Source organism: Niallia sp. M35, assembly GCF_050971705.1.
In the GTDB taxonomy this organism is placed as follows: Bacteria; Bacillota; Bacilli; order Bacillales; family Cytobacillaceae; genus Niallia; species Niallia circulans_A.
Genome location: NZ_JBPCEP010000003.1, coordinates 1 through 26,210, shown reverse-complemented (window position 1 = coordinate 26,210; position 26,210 = coordinate 1). Strand labels below are relative to the sequence as shown.

General features: G+C 33.7%; 25 protein-coding genes. 5 read left to right on the top strand and 20 right to left on the bottom strand.

Annotated elements, in window-relative coordinates:
* Nucleotides 1–73 precede the first annotated feature (73 nt).
* Together helD and ltaS are read right to left on the bottom strand one after the other, a co-directional pair.
* Nucleotides 74–2,398, bottom strand: coding sequence for an RNA polymerase recycling motor HelD (gene helD, locus NiCM35_RS04030; protein ID WP_433778710.1), 2,325 nt, complete (start codon nt 2,396–2,398; stop codon nt 74–76).
* 455 nt (nt 2,399–2,853) lie between these two features.
* Entirely contained in the window at nt 2,854–4,815 is a 1,962-nt protein-coding gene (gene ltaS / locus NiCM35_RS04025; RefSeq protein ID WP_095328517.1) for a lipoteichoic acid synthase, read from the bottom strand.
* Between the two features lie 481 nt (nt 4,816–5,296).
* On the opposite strand from ltaS, the gene NiCM35_RS04020 reads away from it, so the two are divergent.
* Nucleotides 5,297–6,343 carry a M42 family metallopeptidase gene (locus NiCM35_RS04020; RefSeq protein ID WP_123257639.1) on the top strand — a complete coding sequence of 349 codons (1,047 nt, stop codon included), beginning with the start codon at nt 5,297–5,299 and terminating at the stop codon, nt 6,341–6,343.
* 132 nt (nt 6,344–6,475) lie between these two features.
* Here NiCM35_RS04020 and NiCM35_RS04015 read toward each other — a convergent pair whose 3' ends face one another.
* The 7 genes from NiCM35_RS04015 to NiCM35_RS03985 form a co-directional block, all read right to left on the bottom strand.
* Nucleotides 6,476–7,021, bottom strand: coding sequence for a M15 family metallopeptidase (locus NiCM35_RS04015; protein ID WP_413230962.1), 546 nt, complete (start codon nt 7,019–7,021; stop codon nt 6,476–6,478).
* A gap of 63 nt (nt 7,022–7,084) precedes the next feature.
* Nucleotides 7,085–10,225: an AAA family ATPase gene (locus NiCM35_RS04010; protein WP_433778707.1), complete on the bottom strand. Its 3,141-nt coding sequence runs from the start codon at nt 10,223–10,225 to the stop codon at nt 7,085–7,087.
* Nucleotides 10,222–11,367, bottom strand: a complete 1,146-nt coding sequence (locus tag NiCM35_RS04005; protein WP_095328513.1) for an exonuclease SbcCD subunit D — start codon at nt 11,365–11,367, stop codon at nt 10,222–10,224. Before NiCM35_RS04005 ends, NiCM35_RS04010 begins: the two co-directional genes overlap by 4 nt.
* A gap of 230 nt (nt 11,368–11,597) precedes the next feature.
* A complete protein-coding gene (locus NiCM35_RS04000; RefSeq protein WP_031537602.1) occupies nt 11,598–11,798 on the bottom strand; it encodes a cold-shock protein in 201 nt (66 codons plus the stop codon).
* A 230-nt stretch (nt 11,799–12,028) separates the two neighbouring features.
* Nucleotides 12,029–12,166 carry a YvrJ family protein gene (locus NiCM35_RS03995; protein ID WP_095328512.1) on the bottom strand — a complete coding sequence of 46 codons (138 nt, stop codon included), beginning with the start codon at nt 12,164–12,166 and terminating at the stop codon, nt 12,029–12,031.
* Between the two features lie 96 nt (nt 12,167–12,262).
* Nucleotides 12,263–12,478, bottom strand: coding sequence for a DUF2922 domain-containing protein (locus NiCM35_RS03990; RefSeq protein ID WP_163188568.1), 216 nt, complete (start codon nt 12,476–12,478; stop codon nt 12,263–12,265).
* Nucleotides 12,479–12,522: 44 nt separating this feature from the next.
* Nucleotides 12,523–12,744 carry a DUF1659 domain-containing protein gene (locus NiCM35_RS03985; protein WP_095328510.1) on the bottom strand — a complete coding sequence of 74 codons (222 nt, stop codon included), beginning with the start codon at nt 12,742–12,744 and terminating at the stop codon, nt 12,523–12,525.
* A 171-nt stretch (nt 12,745–12,915) separates the two neighbouring features.
* Here NiCM35_RS03985 and NiCM35_RS03980 point away from each other — a divergent pair, with 171 nt between their 5' ends.
* Nucleotides 12,916–13,179: a phage holin family protein gene (locus NiCM35_RS03980; RefSeq protein ID WP_095328509.1), complete on the top strand. Its 264-nt coding sequence runs from the start codon at nt 12,916–12,918 to the stop codon at nt 13,177–13,179.
* A gap of 165 nt (nt 13,180–13,344) precedes the next feature.
* On the top strand, nt 13,345–13,896 hold the full coding sequence (locus NiCM35_RS03975; RefSeq protein WP_338068396.1) for a histidine phosphatase family protein: 552 nt from the start codon (nt 13,345–13,347) through the stop codon (nt 13,894–13,896).
* A gap of 231 nt (nt 13,897–14,127) precedes the next feature.
* Here NiCM35_RS03975 and NiCM35_RS03970 read toward each other — a convergent pair whose 3' ends face one another.
* The 3 genes from NiCM35_RS03970 to NiCM35_RS03960 all read right to left on the bottom strand — a co-directional run bounded on the left by NiCM35_RS03970 (nt 14,128) and on the right by NiCM35_RS03960 (nt 16,105).
* The gene (locus tag NiCM35_RS03970) at nt 14,128–14,601 is read right to left on the bottom strand and encodes a CcdC family protein (RefSeq protein ID WP_095328507.1); all 474 of its coding nucleotides are present in this window, start codon (nt 14,599–14,601) and stop codon (nt 14,128–14,130) included.
* A 152-nt stretch (nt 14,602–14,753) separates the two neighbouring features.
* On the bottom strand, nt 14,754–15,113 hold the full coding sequence (locus NiCM35_RS03965) for a response regulator (RefSeq protein WP_095328506.1): 360 nt from the start codon (nt 15,111–15,113) through the stop codon (nt 14,754–14,756).
* A gap of 287 nt (nt 15,114–15,400) precedes the next feature.
* Nucleotides 15,401–16,105: a cytochrome c biogenesis CcdA family protein gene (locus NiCM35_RS03960; RefSeq protein ID WP_095328505.1), complete on the bottom strand. Its 705-nt coding sequence runs from the start codon at nt 16,103–16,105 to the stop codon at nt 15,401–15,403.
* Between the two features lie 169 nt (nt 16,106–16,274).
* On the opposite strand from NiCM35_RS03960, the gene NiCM35_RS03955 reads away from it, so the two are divergent.
* Nucleotides 16,275–16,475, top strand: a complete 201-nt coding sequence (locus NiCM35_RS03955; RefSeq protein ID WP_095328504.1) for an aspartyl-phosphate phosphatase Spo0E family protein — start codon at nt 16,275–16,277, stop codon at nt 16,473–16,475.
* A gap of 86 nt (nt 16,476–16,561) precedes the next feature.
* On the opposite strand, the gene NiCM35_RS03950 is transcribed toward NiCM35_RS03955, so the two are convergent.
* From NiCM35_RS03950 to yneA, 8 genes are all read right to left on the bottom strand, one after another.
* A complete protein-coding gene (locus tag NiCM35_RS03950; RefSeq protein WP_163188560.1) occupies nt 16,562–18,373 on the bottom strand; it encodes an ABC transporter ATP-binding protein in 1,812 nt (603 codons plus the stop codon).
* On the bottom strand, nt 18,366–20,120 hold the full coding sequence (locus NiCM35_RS03945; protein ID WP_249878574.1) for an ABC transporter ATP-binding protein: 1,755 nt from the start codon (nt 20,118–20,120) through the stop codon (nt 18,366–18,368). Before NiCM35_RS03945 ends, NiCM35_RS03950 begins: the two co-directional genes overlap by 8 nt.
* Nucleotides 20,121–20,840: 720 nt before the next feature.
* The gene (locus NiCM35_RS03940; protein WP_016205025.1) at nt 20,841–21,059 is read right to left on the bottom strand and encodes a YneF family protein; all 219 of its coding nucleotides are present in this window, start codon (nt 21,057–21,059) and stop codon (nt 20,841–20,843) included.
* A gap of 86 nt (nt 21,060–21,145) precedes the next feature.
* Entirely contained in the window at nt 21,146–21,586 is a 441-nt protein-coding gene (gene sirA / locus NiCM35_RS03935; RefSeq protein WP_095328497.1) for a sporulation inhibitor of replication protein SirA, read from the bottom strand.
* A gap of 183 nt (nt 21,587–21,769) precedes the next feature.
* Entirely contained in the window at nt 21,770–23,776 is a 2,007-nt protein-coding gene (gene tkt, locus NiCM35_RS03930; protein WP_163188550.1) for a transketolase, read from the bottom strand.
* A 184-nt stretch (nt 23,777–23,960) separates the two neighbouring features.
* Nucleotides 23,961–24,194, bottom strand: coding sequence for a DUF896 domain-containing protein (locus tag NiCM35_RS03925; protein WP_047944818.1), 234 nt, complete (start codon nt 24,192–24,194; stop codon nt 23,961–23,963).
* 205 nt (nt 24,195–24,399) lie between these two features.
* Nucleotides 24,400–25,062, bottom strand: a complete 663-nt coding sequence (locus NiCM35_RS03920; RefSeq protein WP_123257631.1) for a YneB family resolvase-like protein — start codon at nt 25,060–25,062, stop codon at nt 24,400–24,402.
* 22 nt (nt 25,063–25,084) lie between these two features.
* Nucleotides 25,085–25,396 (bottom strand): cell division suppressor protein YneA, encoded by a 312-nt coding sequence (gene yneA / locus NiCM35_RS03915; protein ID WP_095328494.1) that lies wholly within the window; start codon nt 25,394–25,396, stop codon nt 25,085–25,087.
* 156 nt (nt 25,397–25,552) lie between these two features.
* Here yneA and lexA point away from each other — a divergent pair, with 156 nt between their 5' ends.
* Nucleotides 25,553–26,173: a transcriptional repressor LexA gene (gene lexA, locus NiCM35_RS03910; protein WP_047944821.1), complete on the top strand. Its 621-nt coding sequence runs from the start codon at nt 25,553–25,555 to the stop codon at nt 26,171–26,173.
* The last annotated feature ends 37 nt before the right edge of the window (nt 26,174–26,210 follow it).

Below are 26,210 nucleotides of genomic sequence, written 5' to 3'. Positions count from 1 at the left end.
CTCCCTGCTCTTTTGAAGGATAATCCGCCATTAGCATAGATAAAGGGAGCTGTATTTTAAACTACAAATTTAGCTAATTAATTTCCAATTCTTCATAGACATAGGTTGTATGATCTATTTTTTCAAAATACTCATTTTGTTTTCCGTTTTCTATATACATAGTCAGTTCATGCATTGCTCTTGTACAAGCTGTGTAAAATAATTCTTTCTCTAATTCGCCTTCATAGCTGGAAGCATTATAAAGGATAACTCCATCAAACTCTATTCCTTTTGCTAAATAGGCCGGTATGACAGATATACCTTTTTCATAAGAAGTCGTTCCTTTTTGAATCAAACGAACATCCAATTTTGCTTTAAGTCGCTTATATACTTCCTTACTTTCTTCAATTGTTTTGCAAATGATCGCAATTGTTTTATGGCCTTTTTCCATCCACTCTTCTATTTTCTTTTGGATGTTCTTTATTTTCTTTTCACTATTTGCCGCATTTACGACGGCAGGTTTTTCACCATGGCGATTAAATGGTTCAATTAAGTCTCCATTTACAGTCAAGCCTCTTGTAAACTCAATTATTTCCTTTGTTGAACGATAACTTTTCATTAACTCTATTCGTTCAACTTCTTCACTCTCTTCATTTCCAACAATCTCATTGTGATGGTGTGCATAGATAGCTTGGTTAATATCGCCCAAAAGCGTCATTTTACTATAGGGAAAAAGTTCCTTCAAATAGTTAATTTGGAAATCAGAATAGTCTTGTGCTTCATCAATAAATACTTGGCGAATACCAGACGTTGATTTTTTGCCTTCTAGTTTATCTTTTAAGTAAGCAAAAGGAGTTCCATCCTCATACGCAAGGAAGCTTTGATTAAGATTAGCAATCGTTTGTATTCCTATCGTTTGCCACTCTTCCTTTGATAACTCTTTAGGACATGCTAAATGAAAAATATTTTTGTATATAGCAGCAAAATCAATAAACCTCATTTTTTTTACGGCTGCATAAATAGATTTAAAATATCGGTTTACAATAATCTTGCGTAAAAATTTTTCCTCTTCCTCAAAATACGCAAATTCTTGCTCTTTTCCATTTTTCGTTTCAGATGCATGGAATGCTTCTAAATATTCCTCTTTATCTAACAGCTGAATTTCTTCATCCACCCAAGGTTGATTTCTTTCTGCTTTAGCATGTTTTTTCATTTCCTTTTGCGCCCATTCAATTAATAATTGCATTCGATTGGGAATCGTAATAGTGCTATCCATTTCGTAAAATTTTCGCGTCAGTTCTTCGCTAGAGATAAATACTTTTTTCCGAAACATAATATCCTTAAATACAATCCCATCATTCTGCAGATGTTGAAGATATTCATCGATTAGCTCTTTAAATGCAGCACTACTTTTATATTGAATACTTATTAATCTTTGCGCTTTTTTTGCCTTGTTTGTTTCTGTTAACAAATACTCTAATTGAGAAAAGGAGTCTTCCACTTGATAAGATTTGCCAATCCTTGATTGCAAATACTCATAAAAGGTAGACTGACGCATATTCTCTTCTCCCAGCTCTGGCAGGACAGTGGAAACATAACTATTAAATAATGGGTTTGGCGAAAATAGCATAATATTATCCGATTTTAATGTATCTCGATGTTTATATAGTAAATAGGCAACTCGTTGCAAAGCCGCGGAAGTTTTCCCACTACCAGCAACTCCTTGTACAAGCAAATATTTACTTTTATCATTTCGAATAATTTGATTTTGCTCCTTTTGAATAGTAGCAACAATTGATTTCATCATGGAGTTGGCATTATTACCAAGCACTTCTAGTAATAATTCATCCCCAATAGTAACACCAGTATCAAATAAGCTGATTAGCTTTCCATCACGGATAATGAATTGTCTTTTTAACAATAATTCCCCATTAATTTTACCACCTGGTGTTTGATAAGACGCTGGTCCTGGTGAATAATCATAATAAACACTAGAAATCGGTGCCCTCCAATCATATATGTAAAACTCTTCATTCTTTTTATCCATAAATGAACGTATGCCAATATAAACTGGTTCAGTTTCCTCCCCCTCTTCCTTAAAATCAATCCTTCCAAAGTAAGGAGAATCCTTTAATTTATGAAGAACCTTTTGTTGTTTATGAATCTGTCCATATGTTCGCTCCCGCTCACCAAGTAGTTCTGCTTGCTGCTTAATACTTGTAAATGTTTCAATGACATCATCTGGTTCATCTAAATTTACAGTAACATCTTCCCAGAAACTAGAACGCAGCTGACTTACATCACCGCTAATATGGTTAATATCAGTTTCTAATACTGTTAGCTTCTCTTCAATTTGTTTACGAACGAAATCTATTCGTTTTTGTTCCTGGTCTTTTTCTGGTTGTTCCTTATTGTTCATAGTGTCTCCACCCCTAATAAATTATCTTGACAAGCAGAATCATTTTGTGATATCATTATTATAGAAATAATATATTCTTTTCTAAAAATGAATTCACTAACAGATTCATTTATTTTAACATATCTATCAACAAATTACCATTATTATAATAAATCCCATATCCTTTACGGATATGGGATTTATTATGTGTTTAGTTATATTTTTGCCATGTTCCGTTTGATTAAACCTAACTCCTTCGCTCATTTTTAAGCAGAAAGACAAAAATGGACTCCTACACGTTCATAAAATCTTGATAGATCCATAAGCCGAAATAATGATAAATAGCCTGCAACCTAAAGAAAATATTTCAACCTCTCCTGTCTGATAACCAGATATAGCAAAAATGATTATAAAATATTTTTATGTTTATTAGCAAAAAAATCTCTTTCCACTCACTGGAAAGAGACTTTTTTTGCTTATTCTTCCGCTGATTCCTCTGAATCAGCCTTGCTAGTATTACCTTTTATATAATTATAATCCTCACGATTTATTGGTTTAAATCCATCTGGTTTATGGAATCGCAATAAATCCTTCGTCACGATGCTATCAGATGCTTGTAGTTCAGCAGCTGCTGCTTCCGCTTGTTCTTTTCCTTTTTCTGCATCTACTAACTCGCCATTAGCATCATAATAGTTATCGCCTATCTTCGTTAGTGTAGGAGAAACAAAGTCACCATTTCTAAATGGAACAGTTTCACGATGCTGCTTAGAAAGCAAATCAGAACCAACTTGTAAATAGTCCTTTGTATCAATACCGAGAAGATGCATCAACGTTGGCATTACATCTACTTCGCCACCGTATTTACTTACGACATTTCCTTCTACACCTGGTACATGAATAAATAATGGTACACGTTGTAACTGCGTGTTCATAAATGGTGTGATTTCCTCTTCACCAAGTACTTTCGCCATTGCTTTATTATGATTTTCAGAAATTCCATAATGGTCACCATACATAACAATCACTGAATTATCATATAAGCCAGATTCTTTAAGTTCTTTAAAGAATAAACGGATTGATTCATCTAAATAATGAGCAGATTGGAAATAATGGTTTACAGCATTGTCACCAAAGTCACCTGCTGGGAAGTCAGTATCCCCCTCATCCATTTCAAATGGATGGTGATTAGATAGTGTAATAAACTTTGTATAGAATGGCTGCTTTAACCCTTCAAGCAGAGGCATACTCTGTTCGAAGAACGGTATATCCTTCATACCATAGTTTTTTGTATTTTCTTCTGACATATCATAATACTCTGCGTCAAAGAAATAATCATATCCAATCGTTTTATACATTTCATTACGATTCCAGAAAGTTTTATAATTTCCATGGAATGCAGCGGAGGTATATCCTTCCCCTTTTAAAATAGCTGGTGCTGATTGCAGTGTATTTTGCGCTTTGTTTACAAAAACAGCTCCTTGGGACATTCCATATAGAGAATTTTCCATCATAAATTCTGCGTCAGATGTTTTTCCTTGTCCTGTTTGATGGAAGAAATTATCAAAATAGAACGTATTGTCATCTTTGATAAGTGAATTTAAAAATGGTGTTACTTCTTCTCCATTTAATTTGTAATTAATAATAAAGCTTTGTAAAGACTCTAATGAAACATAAATAACGTTTTTACCCTTTGCAGCTCCGAAGTATTTGTCATTTGGCTCTGCATAATTAGCACTAATAAAGTTTTGTACTTCCGTAATATCGCTGCTGTCCGCCAATGCTCTTTGACTTTCTGAACGCGCATTTTGGACGATATCATAAATTGTGAAGTTATATGCACCTAAATATTTCACTAGATAGTTTCTATCAAATGAACGACTTAATAATTGCGGGCGATCTGCCTCCGCTAAACCTAAATTAATAACAAATGTTAAAATAGCTAGTGCAAAAACGGATTTTGCCGCTCTTCTATTTTTTTGTACCGTAGGTTTATACGCTTTAGTTGCAAGTAATACGATTAAAATAATTACATCTAGGAAATAAAGTATATCATAAGGTTTAAGTAACGATAGAATACTATCACTTAATTGTCCACCATTTACCTTAACCTGCGTTATTACCGGAACTGTTATAAAGTCCGTAAAGAAGCGATAATACACTATATTTGCATATAATAATGCTGACATTAATGCCGTAATAATCGTAATATAGATAGGCTGTGCTTTCCCTTTAACAAATAAAGCAAGTCCAATAAAGAGCAGCGCTGAGCTCAATGGATTAATAAATAGTAGAAATTCCTGCATAGGTCCCTGTACGCCAATGCTGAACTCTACTTTATATCCAATATACGTTTTCATCCAAAATAAAAATATGGCGATTAAAAAGAAAGAAGAATGTTTTGTTAAAAATTTGCGAAATAATTCTACCGTACCTTTCAATCCCGTTCACCTCAATTCAAATAATTAATACCTCTTAATATAATGTTTATTTTCCCTTAATTAGTGCTACCTTATCTACATATGTTACTGCCCTTCTTTTTGTTCATCTTCTTTCAGAAGTAGCAGATGATGAAATGACGTAATCCATTATAACACATCATTTTCAAAATGGTCATTTCTTTTCCTTCCTATTAATGTAAATTTACATTAAGAAGATTTCAAATTAACCACATCTTACATTAAATTAATGAATATTACCAGCAATATCTATATTTATACGAAAAAAAGAAAGAAAAGCACATGTTTTGTGTTTTTTCGACAAGAATTTATACTAACATTTTTTTCGCAAAAGGAAAATGGTAAATACTCACAGTTCTTTCTTACTACCCTAGGAATAAGTAAGTTAAACAGCGGATAAGCATATTTAATCTTTCCATTATTAATAGTATAATGATTAGGATATTAAAAGGAGGAATTCTACTTGGTACAAATTGATCAAAAAGAATATTTCGATTTATTAGAACAAATATTGAATGTTACAAGTCCTTCAGGAAACACAGAAACCATTATTCAATTAATGGAAAAATACTTACATAGCGCAAATATTTCAACATATCGAAATAATAAAGGGGGATTAATTGCAACTATTCCAGGCAAAATCTCAGAAAAGCAGCGGATGTTGACTGCGCACGTTGATACACTTGGTGCTATGGTGAAAGAAATCAAAGCAAATGGTCGCCTCCGCTTAGATTTAATTGGCGGATTTACGTATAACAGCATTGAAGGAGAAAATTGTATAATTGAAACTTCTTCTGGCAAGACATATACAGGGACAATTCTCCTTCATCAAGCATCAGTTCATGTATATAAGGAAGCAAGAACTGCTGAGCGCAATCAAGCTAATATGGAAGTTAGAATTGATGAAATCGTAAAAAACCAAGAAGATGTTAAAAAACTAGGCATTTCTGTTGGTGATTTTGTTTCTTTTTATCCGCGGGTGGAGATTACCCCATCTGGATTCATTAAATCTAGGCATTTAGATGATAAAGCTAGTGTGGCCATTCTGTTATTATTAATGAAAAAAATAACGGAAAATAATATCGAGCTTCCGTATACAACTAATTTTCTTCTTTCCAATAACGAGGAAATTGGCTATGGCGGCAATTCAAATATTCCAATCGAAACAATCGAATATATGGCTGTTGATATGGGGGCAATGGGAGACGGACAATCCACAGACGAATATACTGTCTCCATCTGTGTGAAAGATGGTAGTGGACCATACCATTATGCCTTACGAAAAAATCTTGTTCAATTAGCTGAAAAACACGAAATTCCCTATCAATTAGACATTTATCCATATTATGGATCGGATGCATCTGCCGCAATACGATCTGGTCATGATATTAAACATGCATTAATCGGACCAGGTATCGATTCCTCTCATGCATACGAACGCACCCACTTTTCGTCTATTGAGGCAACTGGTCAATTGATTTATCATTACCTGTTAAGTGATTTAGTCTAATTTCTAGCCAACTACCAATGAGCTTTAAGACGTTCACATAATGTAATTGTAATGCGTCCGGATAGATAGATGGTGGTTTCTTAATAGAAAAAAGAGGATGACGTCTTTTATTATGAGTCACCCTCTTTTTTGTTATTCAGGCCCAGGCCTTTTCCCTTTTTGCAATTCCTCAATTGTTAAACCAAAATCCATTTGAAAATGGGGATAATCTTTAAAGTTTGCCCAATCGCCACCCCATTGAAAACCTAAAGATTTCGCTATTTCAACCACTTCTGACCAATCGCTTTTGCCATTCCCATTACCATCATATTTCATATCCCAAATAACGACTCCATTAATATCCATAAGAGCAAAATCAATCGCTAGTCCATAATTATGATACGACTGGCCTCCTTTTGCATTTGTGACAATGGAACCTTCTCTCGTTCTTCCTTGTTCATATAAGCGATTCTGTTCCTCTACACTCCTGAAGTCCTCTGTGATAACTACCCGAATTCCAATATCACCAGCTTTTTTAACAAGAATATCCTTCTTTTCATTTACAACCGGGTTTAATTCAACAGGCATTGGAACATCCCTATAATCAGGCTGGTTTAATTTCCAATATAATAGAAGAATAAAGAAAAAAATCAATATAATTAATAGGCTTCTTCCATGCTTCTTTCTTTTTTTTCGCAAAATACCGCTCCCAGCTTCTAAAGTTATTATTAGGTTTTCCTCCAAAATGATTCTTTCATTTCGTTATCGTAAATATTCAAATCTCGTAGTACTTCCCGTTTGCCCAGCGATTACCTCGAGTCTAATTTCCATTCGATCTTTCAATTCTGGAACATGGGAAATCACCCCAACTAATCGACCTGAATTTTGGATGTCCATCAATGTTTCAATTGCTTGATCCAATGATTCTGGGTCTAATGTACCGAAACCTTCGTCAATAAACATCGTTTCAAGGGAAATACCACCAGCAAAGTTTTGCACAACATCACACAATCCTAACGCTAGGGCAAGTGAAGCTTTAAAGCTTTCTCCTCCTGACAGTGTTTTCACATGCCTTTCTTGGCCTGTATACTGGTCAAATACGAGTAACTCTAAACCACTTTGGACATTTCCTTTTGATCGGTCACTCTTGCGGACAAGCTGATATCGTCCGCTTGTCATTTTATTTAATCTGCTATTGGCTTGAAGCAATATTTCATCCAGGAAAGAAGCCAATACATAGCGTTCAAAAGTAATTCGTTGAGCATTTTGTCCTCTGGAAATATCATATAAGTGACCGACAAGTTTATACTGATTTTCCAGATCCTTTACTTGTCGATTTATTGAAATCACCTGATTATATATTTCTTTATTTTCTTTTTGCTTTATTAACATATTTGTATGTTCTTCCTGCAATTTATTTGCTTCTTCGATAATAGTCTTAAGCTTATTTTGAAGATCTTCCATGTTCGGAATGGTAATATCTTTAAGCGTATTTTCTAAATCCTTTAATCGATCGGAAACAGACCGACATTCTTCTCGGTAAGCTTGTACTGACTCTTTGAGCTTCTCTACTTCCTTTTCCAACAATTTACTATCTGAATAAGAGCGATAGGTTGGAAAACCTTGCTTTGTCATGCTTTCTAAAAAAATCTCTCTTTCTGTCTGCAAGCTATCAGTGAGCTGTTTAATTTGTTTTTGTACACTTTCGAAACGGACGGATTCTTTTTGCCAATTTTCTTTCGTCATCTGCACTTTTTCTTGCGCTAACTTTAATTGAGCTTCTAACTTCTCTAACTGAAGCGAACTTTCCTTCCACACTGTTTTATACCGAGATAGATCACGCAGTTCAGCTGGAATAGCATCTTTCATATTTTTCCATGTGGTATTATGTTCTGTGTATTGGATAGTAGTCTCTCGCATCACCACTGCTATTTTTTCAAGCTCAGATTGCAATTCATGATAGCGGCGCTCAGCACTAACAAGAGATTGTTCCATCTTATCTCTTTCTGTCAATTGTTCCTCAAGTCTCTTCTGTTCGGTATTAATTCTGTGAAGTTCGCTTTTAATCGTATTTACTGCTATCGTACTTTCTTCATTAGTAAAATCCGGATAAATATCTTTCACTTTCATTAGCTTATTTTGAGCATCTTCCTCTAATAATTTCCACTGTGTATTTGCTTCAAGCCAAGCCGCTTCTGCTTTTGCCTTTTCCTTCTCTATTGCTTCAAAATCTTTTTTCGCATTCTTACGGTCTTCTTCCGTTGCATTGTCTTCATGATTTCTATTTGTTGCCGGATCAGGGTGATGTACACTTCCACAAACTGGACAAGCCTCGTCTGGCTTTAAGCTGCTCGCTAAAATATATGATTGATTGATAAGCCATTTATTTTCCAGTTCTTCTACTAGTTTTTTTGCATCTTCCACTCTTCTTAGTGTATTGTCTAGCATTTTTTCCTTTGATTCCGCATCTACTTTTTGTCTCATCGTGCGATTTAGTACTTCTAAATAATCATTCATTTTCTCTAAGATAGATTGTAAATTCCGGAGCTTGTCTTTGTTTTCTAGCAGCATTTCCTTTATTCCGTCTAACTGCTTTAAACGTTCTTTCATATTTTGTATCATTACTTCTTTCTCTTTTCGTTGATTTTGAAGTAACGCTTCCTTAGCCCCTAGACTATCTAAATCTTTTTTTATAATGCTTAGTTTTCCTTCTACTTCCGCAAAACGAAAGACATCCTTCTCCATATTTTTTAAATCGACAAGATAATCAGACAACTGTTTTCGTTCTACTTCTTTTTCTACCTCTTGATTTAGTTGTTTTTCTGCCTCTTTTAATTGACTATTAAGCTTTTCTAACTTGAATTGAATCATTTTCTCTTCTAAATTTCTTTCATCGATTTGTTTTTTTAAATGATGGCAAATTTCTTCCTGTTGGGCAAGAAGCGCTGCTTTTTGCGCCATATTAATTTTATTTTCTGTTTCTGCATATTCCTTCTGTTGATTATTTAGTTCTTTTAAACGGGTAGAAAGCTCTTCTTTAAGCTTTATTTGTTTTAATATAGATTCTGCTTCATATAAATGTTGCTTCAAACTATCTCGATCTGTGTTTTTCCGATCCAATTTTTTCTGTAGCTTTTCTATCTCTTCTCCCATTAATACAATTTCTTCTTTTAATAGAGGAAGAATCGCCACATCATTATCACGATCTGATTCCAATTGAGTGATGAGATCCTGATGATAAACTGCCGTTATTTTCGATAAGGCATTGGTACGTAACAGCACTTTTTGTTCTACTTCTTTTTTTAGTGCTTGTGCTTGTTCCTTTAACTTCTCTTCAATCCGCTTATACATTTCCGTATGAAATAATCGCTGTAGGATATTTTCTTTTTCTTTACTATCGGATGTAAGCAATCTACGAAATTCTCCTTGAGGGATCATTAGAATTTGCCGAAACTGATTGCTATCTATTTGCATGATTTCTTTTACTTTTTCATCGACATCACGGATAGAGGAGGCAACAAGTTGTTCATTTCCATCTGCATCAAACGTATATAATTCTGCCTTAGCACCGATAGTTGTATATCCATCTCCTCTTTCCTTTTTCTTCTCTTGCTGAGGTGCTCTTGTAATTAAATATCGGTTTTCTTTTAACTTAAACTCAAAACTGACTTCTGTTAATAAGGAGTCTTCAGCGAACTGGCTTCTTAATTCTGGACCATTGCGGTCTTCTCCACTTGCTTTCCCGTATATCGCATAACTAATTCCGTCAAAAATCGTTGTTTTCCCAGATCCCGTTTTTCCTGAAATAACAAACATAGTACGATTTCCTAAAACAGTAAAATCAATGACTTCTTTTCGTGCATATGGGCCAAATGCTTGCATCGTTAGCTTTAATGGTCTCATTTCGCTCCCTCCTCTCTTAGAACCTGGTTAATGACCGTTGTCATCCATTCCTGTTTTTCTTGCGTAAAATCGGCTGTTGTCATTTCTTCATAAAAAGAAGCGAATAACTCTAATTCATTTTTTTGAACTTCTTTTTGAACTTGTAAAATACTCTTTTCTTTCCGGTCTTTATTTTCTATTTTTCTTTCTAAATGAAGAACATTGGGATAGACTTGTCTTAATTTTTGAATCGGATCAAGAATTGCCCCTTCATCAAGTAATGTAATTTTTAAATAATCATCTACTTTTTGCTGCTGATAATAGGAAACGTCTAGCAATTCTTCTAAGTATCCTTCCATTTCTCGCATATCTCTTTTCGGCATTAATGTTTGATAGCTTTGCGTGAAATTCCCTTTTTCATCTATTTCAATGATAGATACTGATTTCTTCTGTTTTGCTTCAGAAAAAGAATATTTCATCAATGATCCCGAATACTTTACAGTTGGATGATGTATAGCATCTGGACTGTGCAAATGTCCTAAAGCTGTATAAGAGAAGGGCGCAAATAATTCTGCACCGACACAGCCAGATCCGCCAACAGATAATATTCTCTCAGAATCTGTTGTTTTTCCGCCAAGTACAAAGCTATGTCCGATGAATACATTTGGCTCATTTATATTTAAATTACTTTCGATCTTGCTAATAATTGCTTTCATTGCATCATGATGATTAAGAATAGTATCATCCGCTAATAATTTTCTTACCACTACCGGCTCACAGTATGGCACTAAATAAAAATTCACACCAGAAAATGAAATCGGAGTAAAGCTATTTTCTATTTTACCGTTTAAATAAAAACGATTCTTCTGATACCAAGAGCTTCCAAAAGATAATCTTTCGGCACTATCATGATTTCCGGAGATCGCAAGAATCGGAGTATTTAACTCGACATTAATAAAATATAATACTTCATCCAATAAATTCACGGCATCAGTCGGAGGGATCGAGCGATCATATAAATCACCGGCTATAATAACTGCATCTGGTTTTTCTTTCTCCACTAGGTCCATAAATTGTTTCAGCATAAATCGTTGATCTTCTGTCATATACAAACCATGCACTAATTTTCCTAAATGCCAATCGGCTGTATGAATAAATTTCATTACTTTCACCTCTATGTTTATGAAAAAAACTTACGCTTTTTTAGTATATTAATTATAAATAAAAGAATATATTCTATTATTATAACAAACTATGAAAAGATGAGGATATCAGAGAAGGAGTAAACCAATTATTTCTATAAAAGAAGACATTATTCATTTGACAGATTACCAAAAGAAAAAGGCCAGACCATTTTTTGGTCTGACCTTTTATATATGAAGAGTAGCTATCCTTATATTTTAGTAACGTTAGCAGCTTGTGGTCCACGTGCACCTTCAACAACTTCAAATGAAACGTCTTGGCCTTCTTCTAGAGATTTAAAGCCTTCAACTTGAATCGCTGAGTAGTGTACAAATACGTCATTACCATCTTCAGCTTCAATGAATCCAAACCCTTTTTCTGCATTAAACCATTTTACTTTACCGTTTTTCATGTAAAAAAATCCTCCTAAAAAAGCTTGCTAGCTTCATCTTTTAATTACCATTTTCACGCATAAGCATTTGGCTATTAATCTATCATTTTAAGTTGTTGATTGAATAAATAACATACTAAATACGTCAATAACGGTTAATGTAAATTTAACAGTTTTAACTATTATTGTCAATAGAAAACCCTTTCATTTTTCGGATAATTATAAATTTCGGTTATTTTTTTAGCGATATACTACTTTTTGATTAATTCTGGTAAACTCTGAATAGATTTTATCATTATATCTAGCTTTGTTTCGATACGATTCAGCAGATAAAAGCTGACAACTATCGGAAACCCTACTTGGCTTATAAATGATATAACCTCATCCACTCTGTACGCCTCCCAATAAAGTTTACCTATTACGTTTCAGGCGGATTAATTATTCCCAGACGCAATAGGTAAGCTGTTTAACTTGCTATTTATGCGTTAGATTTCATAATCTGTTACCATTCTTTCCACTAATCGAATTCCTTTTACCGCCATTAAATCACCATTATTTGAAGTAAAAACCTTGGATGCAATAATACTTTGCATGACAGTTAATACTTCTTCAGAATTAACTGGTTCAATCGGGCTTTCAAGGGATAATTTTGAAGTTTTTCCATTACTCGTTTCAAATGTGATCTCTAATGTTTTTGCCATTATAATTTCTCCTTTCTATTTTTTTACTATTGCTGTGAAAATCACTATGCTTCTACTATTTCAGAAGTGTCATTTCGTTCAACCGAGTACAAAGAATAGGTCACTAATGATGCCATCCCTTGTGCAGCTGCAAAAATTTGTTCTGGAGTTGCCATTTCATTTAAATTTCTAAACGTCTTTGTTACAAGATTCGGCTCTCCATTTTCTTTCATTCCATTTAGAAAAGCCAACTTTAAACTTGCTTCATTCCAAAGCGCTTGGGCCATCAACTCTCACCTCCTTTCAACTTTTAAATAGAGAGAAAAAGTCAAAAAGGACAGTTGTTTTTTTAGAAGCATGAAAATAGTACTTTCTGCAGATGACAATGGTTATGTAAACAATCCGATTTTCTCATCTGTGCATACGATAATCATATAAAATAAAGGAGGGAAGATACTTTGGAATGGTTACAGAGTTTTCTACTGGAACATTATTATATATTAGTACCGGTCCTATGGATTATTGGTTATGCACTTAAACAAACACCCATTATCTCTGATTGGTTGATCATTTGGATTCTTCTTCTAACCTCCATTTCTTTAGCAGCTTTTGCTTATGGAATGACATTTGAAGCTATCACAAATGGAATTATCGCAACAGGCGTATCTGTATTTGGACACCAGCTTGCAAAGCAGACTATATTTAAGGATAAATCTAAATGACAATAATGACAGATTAAAGCAGAATAACTTAATGAAGGATCAATCACCTAAATAGAGTCGATTTTCCTTTTGTTGTTGCAAAAAGAATAATCGACTCTATCATTTGAATTAGTGAATTCACTTATTGTGTCATTAAAATATTATGAAAATTTACATATAATTGGAGTGATCTTGTTGAAAAAAGTTTATATTATAAGACATTGCGAGGCTAAAGGCCAACCATCGGAAGCGCAACTTACTGATAAAGGTTTTAAACAAGCAATAGAAATATCTAAATTTTTTGCCGGAATTAAAATTGACCGTATTATTTCGAGTCCTTATAAGCGTGCTATTCAATCGATCGAGCCACTTGCAACGCGATTAAATTTAGAGATAGAGATTAATAGAAAATTAATAGAACGTGTATTAAGCACAGAAAGTCTTTCTGACTGGTTGGATAAACTAAAAGCAACTTTTGAAGATTTCGAATTAACATTTGAAGGTGGAGAGTCAAGTCAGGAAGCGATGAAACGAATAGTAAAAATTATTGAAGACGTTTTTAATAATGAACATGAAAATACAATCATTGTTACACATGGGAATCTAATGTCATTACTTTTAAATTTTTATAATAAAAATTTCGGGTTTGATGATTGGCAAAATCTTAGTAATCCTGATATATACCTTTTAAAAAATGTTGGTAATAAAGTAATTTATGAACGGCTATGGAAACAATAAGAGCTTTAAGTACAGGTAGATTATGAAGAGATCTACTTCTATTATCGTCTGCTTTCGTTTAGTCAAAAACAAAATCAAATATAAGAAACTTGCTGCTGTCTAATTATTTATCGCCTTTATTTATTATTTCTAATCTTTGTGCATGTGTTGACCACTTTCTTCATCTCTTCTAGCTAAAAAACTAGCTGGATGACTACTCTACTCATCCAGCTAATTTTTCTGTATATCCTGTTAGTTAGTTGTACTTAAATTCTTTGTTAATTTTTTATAGTTTATAAACATGGCAATTCTCCAAGGAACAATCATACAGAAAGCAAGCATCCAAAACATACCGCCTAATGGGCCAACATCGATGGAACTACTTAGAATAAACTTTGCCACAATTCTAATTGCTAAGAGTCCAAATAATATATAGATAAATGCCTTTGAATTAATTAAATATATATCATTATCTTTTATTTCAAATTTTGTTGTTTTAATTAATAAAAATGAAAACAAGATTCCAGCAATAGCTGCTTCTAAAATTTCTTGTCCGCTAATACGAAAGTATGGAAAAATAAACATTAAAGCTCCAGTACTCATAAAAAAAGGCGGCAATATAATTTTCTTTGGTGAAACTGGCTTCTTAGCCGCTTTCATTCTCATAACCATAACGGAGACGCCCATAAACACTGCAATACATGTTGAAATTATGACAGAAGTCATAGAAAAACCCCTTTACTAACCTTTTATCATTGCCTTAAGAATACTTTTAATCTTACCACTAAGATCAGCACACTGTCTATTTATATAAATAGACACAAAGAAAAGATAGGATATGATTATATCATATCCTATAAAAGCATCTACTATATTTGTTATTTTAAAACTCGATTTATTGCATCTAATACTCGCGTATCATCAAAAGGCTTTACGATAAAATCCTTCGCACCAGCTTCAATTGCTTCCACTACCATTTTTTGCTGGCCCATTGCTGAACACATAATAATTTTTGCTTGGGGAAATTCTTTCTTAATTTCTTTAACTGCGTCTAATCCGTTCATCTCTGGCATTGTAATATCCATTGTGACCAAATCTGGATCCAGTTCGCGATATAATCTTATTGCTTCCTTCCCGTTTTCCCCTTCTCCGATAACTTCATGATTCGATCTAGTTAAAATATTTGAGAGTGTTAGTCTCATAAACTTTGCGTCATCCACAATCAATATTCGCGCCATCTTACTTCCTCCTCAACAACCGAAAACACAATATCTAATAGGTAAATAAAATACTAATACTATTACTATTACTATTACTATTACTATTACTATTACTATTACTATTACTATTACTATTACTATTACTATTACTATTACTATTACTAATCCAATATAGCGAATCTTTATCATAATTTCAATGTATTTCGGCATCAAAGTTTACAAATCATGGTATAAAATTATGTAATTCATCCTATTTTAAATCTCTTGCCATTGTGCTTGTTAAATATTATAGCATGGAGTAATGATTAAAAACCTTGAAAATCACCAAAAATTGGTGAAATAACACGTGTTAACCATTTCATCCCATCTACATACAATAAAATTCCCATCACAATCATAAAGAATCCGCCAAATTTCGTCCACTGTACACTATACTTTTTAAGCTTGTTCCAATGAGAAATAAAAAAGGATAAAAAAATAAACGGAAGTGCAAATCCGATAATATATGCTCCTAAATATAGTAAGCTTGTTTCTGGATGCAGGCTTGCTAAAGATAGAACCGCTGCTAGAATCGGACCGTTGCAGGGAGTCCATCCTGCCGCAAAACTTAATCCAATCAAAATGGATCCCAGATAACCAGTTGGTCTGGTCTTAAAAGAAAACCGATATTCTTTCATTAACCATTGAGGCTTTATTAAGCCAATGATAGTTAGACCAAAAAATATGATGATAAGCGAACCAATCTTTCTTATTTCTTCTTGATAGACTTTAAAATATTCTCCTATCAAGGAAGAACCAAAACCAAGGGCAATAAAAATAATCGAAAATCCAAAAAGAAATAGAATTGTATGAATTAAACTAGCATTATTAAGTAGTTTCTCTTCTTTTAACTGTCCGCTAGACATTCCAGTTATATAGGATAAATAAGCAGGATATAATGGTAAACAGCATGGAGAAATAAAACTCAAAAAACCTGCCCCTAATGCAATAAAAAAATTTATATCTACCACTATCTATCTCTCCTTTCTCCATTTCTTATAACTATATGCTTGTACAGCCTATATATGTATCTTTGCGATATTTTTGCATTTACTTCCAAAAATAGATATAATTAAGTAAATTAATTTCCACTTTAACATTTATTAAATAACAGAATTTAGACGGAAAGGAAAATTAACCATGCTAAAAAAGCAATTGCTTACTCAAATTGAATTAAAGCGTACAGAGCTTATTGAAATTGCTATGAAACATGGTTTTTCATCTTCCTCAGCCATTATATGCAGTCAAGAATTAGATGTATTACTAAATAAATATAATGAAATAAATTTAAAAAATAAGTTTCCTGCTTTCCCAAAATCAAAAAAACAATGGAATATCTAAAAAGAGAAAAAGCAAAAAAACCGAAGTTCACTGCTAGATTAGCGAACTTCGGTTTAATTTTATCATTCTAAAGTTAAATCACCTTTCTATGTGAGTTCCACTTTATGCTCTACTGTCTCTTCAATAGAATCGGCAGCTCCATTTTGTAGTAGATACATTTTATAATACAATCCTTTTTGTTGCAGAAGTTGTTGATGGTTACCCTTTTCCACAATGTTTCCTTTGTGAAGCACTAAGATTAAATCTGCATCTTGAATGGTAGAAAGGCGATGAGCGATGGCGATGGTTGTTCTGCCTTTACGCATTTTCGATAATGCAAGTTGAATAGCTTCTTCCGTTTCTGTATCAATATTGGCTGTTGCTTCATCCAATATTAGTACTTTCGGATTTGTCAAAATGGTTCTCGCAAATGCAATAAGCTGGCGCTGTCCACTTGAAAAAGCAGAACCTCTTTCTACCACTTTATGATTATATTGATCTTCTAGCTTTTCAATGAATTGATTAGCTTGCACAAACTTAGCTGCTTCGATAACTTCTTTCTCCGTTACTTCCTTATTATATAAACGAATATTATCTGTTACTGTTCCATAAAATAGGAATGGATCTTGAAGTACTAACCCCATTTTTTCCCGAAGTTCTCTTTTACTGAAAGACTTTAATGATTTGCCGTCAATCAGAATTTCCCCTTTTCCAAAATCGTAAAACCGCATAAGTAGATTGACAATAGAACTTTTTCCACTTCCTGTATGTCCTACTAATGCAACAGTTTCCCCTTCATTAGCCGTAAATGAGATGTTTTTCAACACATCTTGTTTCCCATCATAAGAAAAAGTGACATCCTTGAATTCAATCACACCATTCTCAATTTTACTTTTGCTATCAGCAACTAAAGATGGCTCTATATCTTCTTCATCTAATACGGTAAATACGCGAAAGGCAGACACAATTGCTTGTTGATAAAGTGATAGGCGCATCATCATATTATTGACTGGCTCAAAAAAACGATCTAAATAACTTACAAATGCATATAATACCCCAATTTCAATCGGATTGTTAAAAGAAGATATCCCAAAATAGCTTAAAACAAGAATAAGCCCAAGTACGTAAACAAGGTCAATGGCAGGTCTGAGGAGTAACCCTTCTAACTTGATATTACGCATTCCTGCTTGATAGTGCTTAGTATTAATATCATCGAACTCATTTTTCAATCTTCTTTCTTGTCTAAATACTTGGATTATGCTCATTCCTTGTAAAGATTCACTAAGTTTTGCATTTAATTGGCTTAATCGTTCTCTTATATCTTGGTAGAAGCTTGAGCTATATTTCCGATACGTATAAATAATAAATCCTAAGATTGGCAGTAAAATTAAACAAATTGCCCCAAGCTTAACATTCAAAACAAACATAGCAATGATAATACCAAAAATCATAAATCCGCTTTGAATAAAGGTTGCAAGGACACTGACAAACATATCTTTAATTGCTTCCGTATCATTTGTTACTCTCGAAACGATACTTCCAGCGGGTATTTTGTCAAAATAGCGGAGTCCAAGTGTATGAATCTTCGAAAATATATCAACCCGAAGCTGCTGAATAATATATAAAGCAATTTCTTGAAACTTATATAATTGAAAATACATAATTACTACGTTCATGATTTGAATGAAAATATAGGTAATTCCCAAAACAGTTAATGGCTGAACGGCTAAATTTCTTGGTGTTAAATAATCATCTATGAAGACTTTAATTAAATATGGTCCAGCTAATTCTCCCAATGTCGATAAAATTAAGAGACAGAATGCAATCATTACCGCTTTTTTATGTGGTTTTATATAACCTAGTAATCGAAATAATACTTTTCTTTGCTGTTCACTTGTGAGTTTAATAGTTTTATCCATTTGTATCCCCCATGCTTACCATTACTTCTAAAGCCTGGCGATGGTACATTTCTTTATACCAGCCGCTTTCCTTCACAAGCTGTTGATGGTTCCCACTTTGAATAATTGCCCCTTCATCTAGTACGATAATAAGGTCGGCATGTTCAATAGCGCTTAATCGATGGGAAGTGATAATCGTTGTTTTACCTTCCCTATTTTCCTTTAGAGCTGTCAGAATACTTTCTTCCGTTTTTGCATCGACTGCTGATAAAGAATCATCTAAGATAAGTATTTCCGGATTCATCAGGAGTGCTCTCGCGATTGAAATGCGTTGTTTCTGCCCCCCTGATAAAGATACTCCTCTTTCGCCAACTACTGTATTATAACCATCTGTGAATCCAAGAATATCATCATGAATATTTGCTAATACAGCGGCCTTATGAATTTCTTCCTCTGAAGTATTGGGATTAGTAAAAGCAATATTATCTCGGATGCTGGCAGAAAACAGAAAATGTTCCTGTGGTACATATCCAATGGATACTCTCAATGCATCTAAACCCATTTCCTTTATTTCTGTTCCATTAATCATAATTTTTCCATCATAATGGTCATATTCTCTAAATAACAATTTTAAAAGCGTCGTTTTTCCAGCTCCTGTTTTGCCGACAATCCCTAGAGTCTGCCCTCTTTTCAAACAAAAGTGAATATTTTTCAGAACATCAATTTTATGGTTATAAGAGAAAGATTTTAAATCATACACAATATCCCCCGCTGGCGGTGTTGTAATAGCTGCGGGCTTATTGATAATATCTACCTTAGTTTCCATTAATGCCGTAACACGGTCATATGAAGCTCTCCCTCTCTCCATAATATTAAAGAGCCATCCAAATGCCAGCATTGGCCAAATTAACAGTCCTAAATAAGTAGTAAAAGAAACGAGCTGTCCTAAACTAAGTTCTCCATTAATAACATACCGTGACCCAAATACAATTGCTAAAAAGAAAGAAATACTGACAATAATGGATATAGTAGGGTCATATAGAGCATCTACACGAGCTACTTTAATATTTTTATCAACTACATCAAGAGATGATCTGCGAAAGTCTTCAACATCTTCTCTTTCTTGCCCAAATGTTTTTAATACTTTCATTCCAGAAATACTTTCTTGCGTTTTATCATTTAACGATGAAAAAGCAGCCTGAGCTTGATGAAAGTACTTATGTATTAAAGAACCATAATAGCTTGTTAATATCGCCATTAATGGCATTGGCAATAAACAAATAAGGGTAAGCTTCCAGCTAATTGTTGTAGCCATTGCAATAATAACAAAGCCACCTGTTGCTAAAGAATCTACTAAAGTGAGCACCCCTTGCCCTGCTGTCTGTTGAATCGCCTGTATATCATTTGTTGCATGTGCCATTAAATCTCCAGTACGATTTCGCTGATAGAAGGACTGAGACATTTTTGTAAAATGACTATACAGCTGATTTCTCAATAATCTCCCTAACTTTACAGCGGACCCGAATATCAGTACTCGCCAATAATAACGAAGTACATACATTGCTAATGCTGAAACAACTAAAACGCCTGTCCACTGTAATAAATTGCTCCAATTTAATGTTTTTCCTTGAATATGATCAACGACTATACCAACTATTTTCGGAGGAATCAATTGAAGGATAGCAACTAAAATCAACAGAAAAACCCCTCCAAGATAAGCTTTCTTCTCCTGGATAAAATACCATTTTAAATTTAAAAAAACTTTCAACCCATACACACCTCTTATCTGTTGGCAACTAAATATGTAAAAATACCCTTCACTAGTTTAGCAAAATATTTAGGAACTGGAAAGAAATTTTATTATATTTTCAAAATATTTAATGGAGTGGAAATATTAGTTTTTCTTCCTAAAATTAAAGAGGGTTCCTAGAACGAATACTGTTCTTTTGCTCGAATGTCTGTTTGTCTTATTATTCTCCTCCTTCCTTTAAAACCGAATGTACGTTCGTATATACCTTAAGTTTAATATTGTCATAAGTTATCTGTCAACTAAAACAGAAGTGTCGTTTGATTATTTTAAAACAAATGTAATTCTGACAAAAATAAAGCCGAACAATGACAAAATTTTTGTGATTGTTCGGCTTTTTTAGTCACTAAAAAAATGTAATATCCAGCTGCTATAGAGCAAGGCTGTCTTCATAAAGTATCTTTCACATGATTGTCGAATCTATTGAACCTTTTGTCATATCTTGCGGTTTCCGGGGAAATGATGAGTTGATTTCCATTATGTCTTGTCGTCCTCTGCCTTGAAATTTTGTCTTCTTTTTATTGAAAATTATTATCAAAATACAAATAAACCACTTTTTTCATATTTAATCTGAAAAAAGTGGTTTAGAAATTCTGATGAGAATTACCATTTATTTATAAATAATGACAGAATCCTCTCTTATCAAAACAGAAAAATAGGTTTTACTGAATGCTTGTCCTATTATTTCCCTTGTTGTTTGTTCATTGCTGTCATCATTTGATTGATTTTCTTTTGAGAAGGTTTCATTCCCATTTGCATCATCATCATTTTTAACATTTGTTCATTAATTGGTGGGTTTTTCTTTAAGTAGTTCATCATGTATTTACGCGCAATAAAAAATCCGATAACGATACCGGCGATTAGTGCTACGACAATACTTAACCATGCGTACCAAGGCATATCTTTTTTCCTCCTTCATGTTGTCTATACTTTAGTGTACTAGACCAGATAATATTATACAATATCTGTTACAGAATTTCTCCATTTTAGACAAAATTTCTTTCCTTAATTGGTTTTAACCAGCCAAATCGGCCATTTTCCACATCAATTGCTAAGAAAGAAGGTTCGTATTTCCTTATAATTTCAAAGAAAATGGATTCCGCATCATAGTAACCCTTTGCTTCTATAAATAAAGAATCATCTTTTATCGTTAATGTTGCACTGCTTAAATTTCCGTTTTCAATATAAAAAGTACCATCTTTATATCGGAAGCTCTTGTTTCTTTGTAAAGCGGAGTATAGTTGATTTTCGATCATCCATCTAGAAATAGGAAGCGTAATAAAATCCACTTGTTTTTGCAGGATCTCCTTTAATGGTCCATCGTCTGTTTTAGTATGGTCCGAAAATAAATTGTAAAACAAACGTTCTCTACCATTATAGTGAATAGCGATTTTTTCTTTAATTAAATACAATTGATATCTTCTCATACTGAATCTTCACCAACCTGTCCACTTCTTTTCCTTCTATTATAAAGAAGGATATCTCCAAGATGTGTCTCAAGGTGTTAAAAAAACAGACTTATTTTGTCGAACGAAGAAAATAGGATGGAATGGAAAATGCGATCCCCCCATTGGTTGGTGAAGAATTCTTTTCCAGCCATCCTTGATGAGTTAACTTTCTAGTAATGATTTTAACCGTTTGACCACATTGGACACTGTAAATCCATATTCCTCTAATACTTTATTTCCTGGCGCAGATGCTCCAAAAGTTTCAATTGAAAGAACATCTCCTTCATCTCCAACATATTTATGCCAGCCGAGAGAACTTCCCATTTCGATTGCTAATCTCTTCTTTACGTTTTTTGGAATAACGGTTTCTTTATACTCTTTTGTTTGCTGTTCAAAACGGTCCCATGCTGGTAAACTGACAACTGAAACATTGATTCCGTCTTTTTCTAATTCTTTTTGTGCATCGACTGCTAAGCCGACTTCTGAACCTGCTGCTATTAATAATGCATCAGGGGTTTCCGTTTTAGAAGGAGATATAATATATCCACCTTTCGATACACCTTCATATGCATTATCTTTTGTCCCTTTAATAGTCGGTAAATTTTGTCTAGTTAAGACTAAAGCAGTTGGCTTATTTGTAGACTCAAGTGCAATTTTCCAAGCAGCAGCTGTTTCGTTTCCATCCGCTGGACGAATGACAGAAAGATTAGGCATTGCTCTTAATGAAGCTAATTGCTCAACTGGTTCATGAGTTGGTCCGTCTTCACCTACCGCAATACTATCATGGGTGAAAACATACGTAACAGGTAATCCCATCAAAGCAGCGAGACGGATCGCAGGTCTTAAATAATCAGAGAATACAAAGAAAGTACCCCCAAATATTTTTAATCCTCCATGAAGAGCAATTCCATTCAAAGCTGCACCCATTGCAAATTCTCTAACGCCAAACCATATATTTCTTCCATCAGGCGTTTCAGGAGTAAAATCCTTTCCTCCTTTAATCATTGTATTATTACTTCCTGCTAAATCGGCAGATCCTCCAACTAAAAATGGCAGCTCGCTTGAAATGCTATTAATAACTTCCCCTGAAGAGGCACGACTTGCTAGACTGCTGCCTTCCTCATATACAGGTATTTGATGATCCCAACCTTGTGGTAATGTATCTGCTAGAGCAATTTTTAATTGCTGAGCTAGTTCCGGAAATTCCTTTTCGTAATTTGCAAAAAGTTCCTTCCATTCCTGTTCTCTTTTCTCACCATTCATAAAGACTTTTTCTTTAAAATGATTATAAACTTCTTCTGGAACATAAAAATCTTCATCAAACGTCCAATTATAGGCTTCCTTCGTTAATTTTAATTCATCTGCACCAAGTGGCGCTCCATGAACTAATGATTTTCCAGCTTTATTTGGTGCGCCAAAACCAATAATCGTTTTCACTTCAATTAATGTAGGCTTTGATTGATCTTTCTTTGCTTCTTCTATTGCTTTTGCAATTTGATCTGTATCATTGCCATCATCGACACGGATATATTGCCATCCATATGCTTTAAATCGCTGTTCTACACTTTCGGAAAACGATTTATCCAAATCACCATCTAAAGAAATATCGTTGGAATCATATAGCACAACTAATTTCCCTAACTGTAAATGTCCAGCTAGAGAAGCCGCTTCTGCAGATACTCCTTCCATTAAGTCCCCATCGCCACAAATACTGTATGTAAAGTGATCGACAATTGGATAATTATTTTTATTATATACACCTGCCAAATGTTTTTCTGCAAGTGCCATACCAACCGCCATCGCAATTCCTTGTCCTAAGGGTCCAGTTGTAGCATCCACTCCTGCGGTATGTCCATACTCTGGATGTCCTGGTGTTTTGCTTCCCCACTGTCTAAACCCCTTTAAATCATCAAGGGATAGATCATAGCCTGATAAATGTAATAAGCTATATAGTAAAGCAGAGCCATGTCCTGCAGATAAAACAAAGCGGTCTCGATTAAACCACTCTGGATTTTTAGGGTTATGATTCATAAAAGATGTCCATAACGTATAGGCCATCGGTGCAGCACCCATCGGCATTCCTGGATGGCCTGATTTAGCTTTTTCGATTGTGTCAATAGAAAGTGTTCTAATTGAAGCAATAGATAAATGATCTAATTTTGTATTCAATGTTCAACATCCTCTCATTTCCTTGATTTTAGTAGCCAATATGATTCTTTTTCTATATATGTACACTAGAAAGAAGCACCACTATATAATTTCGACATTTATTTTGTATTTTACCCATAATTTCCTTTAGAAAACATAAAAAACCTTAACATATAAATGTTAAGGTTAGATTTAAAGGAAAAAATCAGTGTAATTTCTTTTTATTTTGAATATCTTTAATCTTTTGAGGTGTTACATCCGTTCCATTTGGATCAAGAATTTTTACATTTTCAATTGTATTTACCATAGTTGAACGGAAATTTTTTAAATAATCTGCGCGTAATTTTGTTTGTTCTTTTGCTTCTTCTAGCGTTAAGCCAGTTTCCTTTTTCTTTTTTGCGAGTTCATTTATACGATCAAGTTTATTTTTAGGATACATATTATACTCCTTTTATTAAAGTTTTCATGGTTGGTGCGATAAGATAACTTGTTTCATCATCTGTCAATAATGCACTAACTGTGTATTTTTATTTTGGCAAAATAAAATAAAAAAGCCCAGTTTACTTGTAACTGGCTTGATGAAATCTATTATAACATAAATAAAAGCAGTTTCCTATTGTAAAGACTGACATGAAGATTTCTCATTACTTTTCTTTTATTTGCTCGATATAATCTTGATATCTCCTATGAATAGTAGCTTTAGAAAAGCTGTATCCTAATCCTTTTAAAGTAGATGTTATTTCGGCAAAAGTTAACCCATTTTGCTTTAATTTCACCACTTCTTCAATAGGAACATCTATCTTCTGCCTTCCTGAATGATCTCCTAAGTTTTTTAAGTTTCTATCAGGGCGATATCCATTTTCTACAGCTCTTCTCATGCCTCTTTTTATCTTTAAATTATGTATCTTTCGCTGATATTCTTCTACAATACTTACAATTTTTAATACCATTTCATCTGCTTCAGAAAGTGTTAGTTCTCCTGATGAAGAAACACTATAAACTTTGACATTTTCCTTTAATATACAATGTAAAATCGCTATTCTAGCATTTCCCCTGCCTAATCTTGTCTCATCTTGGATAAGAATGGACGATATATCCTTTTCCTTTATCCTTGATAAAAGTTCCAGTAATCCTTCTCTATCTAAATCATATCCACTTGCTCTTTCGGAGATGATTTCTTTTACTTCAAAGCCCATTTTACTTGCCAATTGTAATAATTCCTCTTCCTGTCTTTCAAGGGATGTGGTCTGTTCTTCTTTATCTGTACTTACACGACAATAGATAATTGCATTCTTTTCCTTATTCATTACTATTATAATTCCTTTTCTATTATTCTGATGCTAACATTAGTTGATGATCCTCTTCACGTACTGGGATAAGTATTTCTTTTCCTGCCGAAATATTATTTGCAGAGATATTATTTTGTTGTTCTACCCATTTAATAAATTGCTTTTTTGACATATTATAAGAGCCTGCATATTCATTAGATATTTCCCAGACAGTTTCCCCATTTTTCACGGTAACCGATAAATATTTGCTAGAATCTGCTTCACCTGTATTAACTACAATTATTATACACGCTATAAAACCACAAATTAAAAGAATAATAGTATATGAATATTTTTCCCACAATTTAGACATCTATAATTCCACCTTTTTTTAGAATGTATGTTCGTTTATGTTTTTAGTTTAATACGAACAAACGTTTCCTGTCAACAATAAAATAGAACTTATGTTTGTATCCTGTTCTTAAACATGCTATAATTAATGCAAGAATAAAATAACGAGGTGCATATAATGCAGAAGCTTTCAAAGAGGCAATTAGACATACTAGAATACATAAAAGAAGAAGTAAAGCTAAAAGGATATCCACCTTCTGTTCGTGAAATTGCAGAAGCGGTTGGTCTTGCATCGAGTTCTACGGTACATGGCCACTTGGCAAGGTTAGAAAGTAAAGGGTTAATTCGTCGTGATCCAACGAAACCTAGAGCAATTGAAATTTTGGATTTAGAAGAAAGCAATATACCAAAATATAATATTATTAATGTGCCTGTTGTCGGTAAGGTAACAGCGGGTATGCCTATTACGGCAATTGAAAATGTAGAAGAATATTTTCCACTGCCTGAAAGACTAGCACCAAGTGATGAACAAATTTTCATGCTTGAAGTAATGGGAGAAAGTATGATTGAAGCTGGGATCTTAGATGGTGATTATGTTATTGTGAGACAGCAGCATTCAGCAAATAATGGAGATATAGTGGTGGCAATGACAGAGGAAGATGAAGCTACTGTTAAAAGATTCTTTAAAGAACGCGATTTTATCCGCCTTCAGCCAGAGAATAGCACCATGGAACCGATTATCCTACGAAATGTAAGTATTCTTGGAAAAGTAATTGGTGTATATCGTCATATTCAATAATATTTAATAGTAGAATAAGAGGCAGGAAATAGAGAAG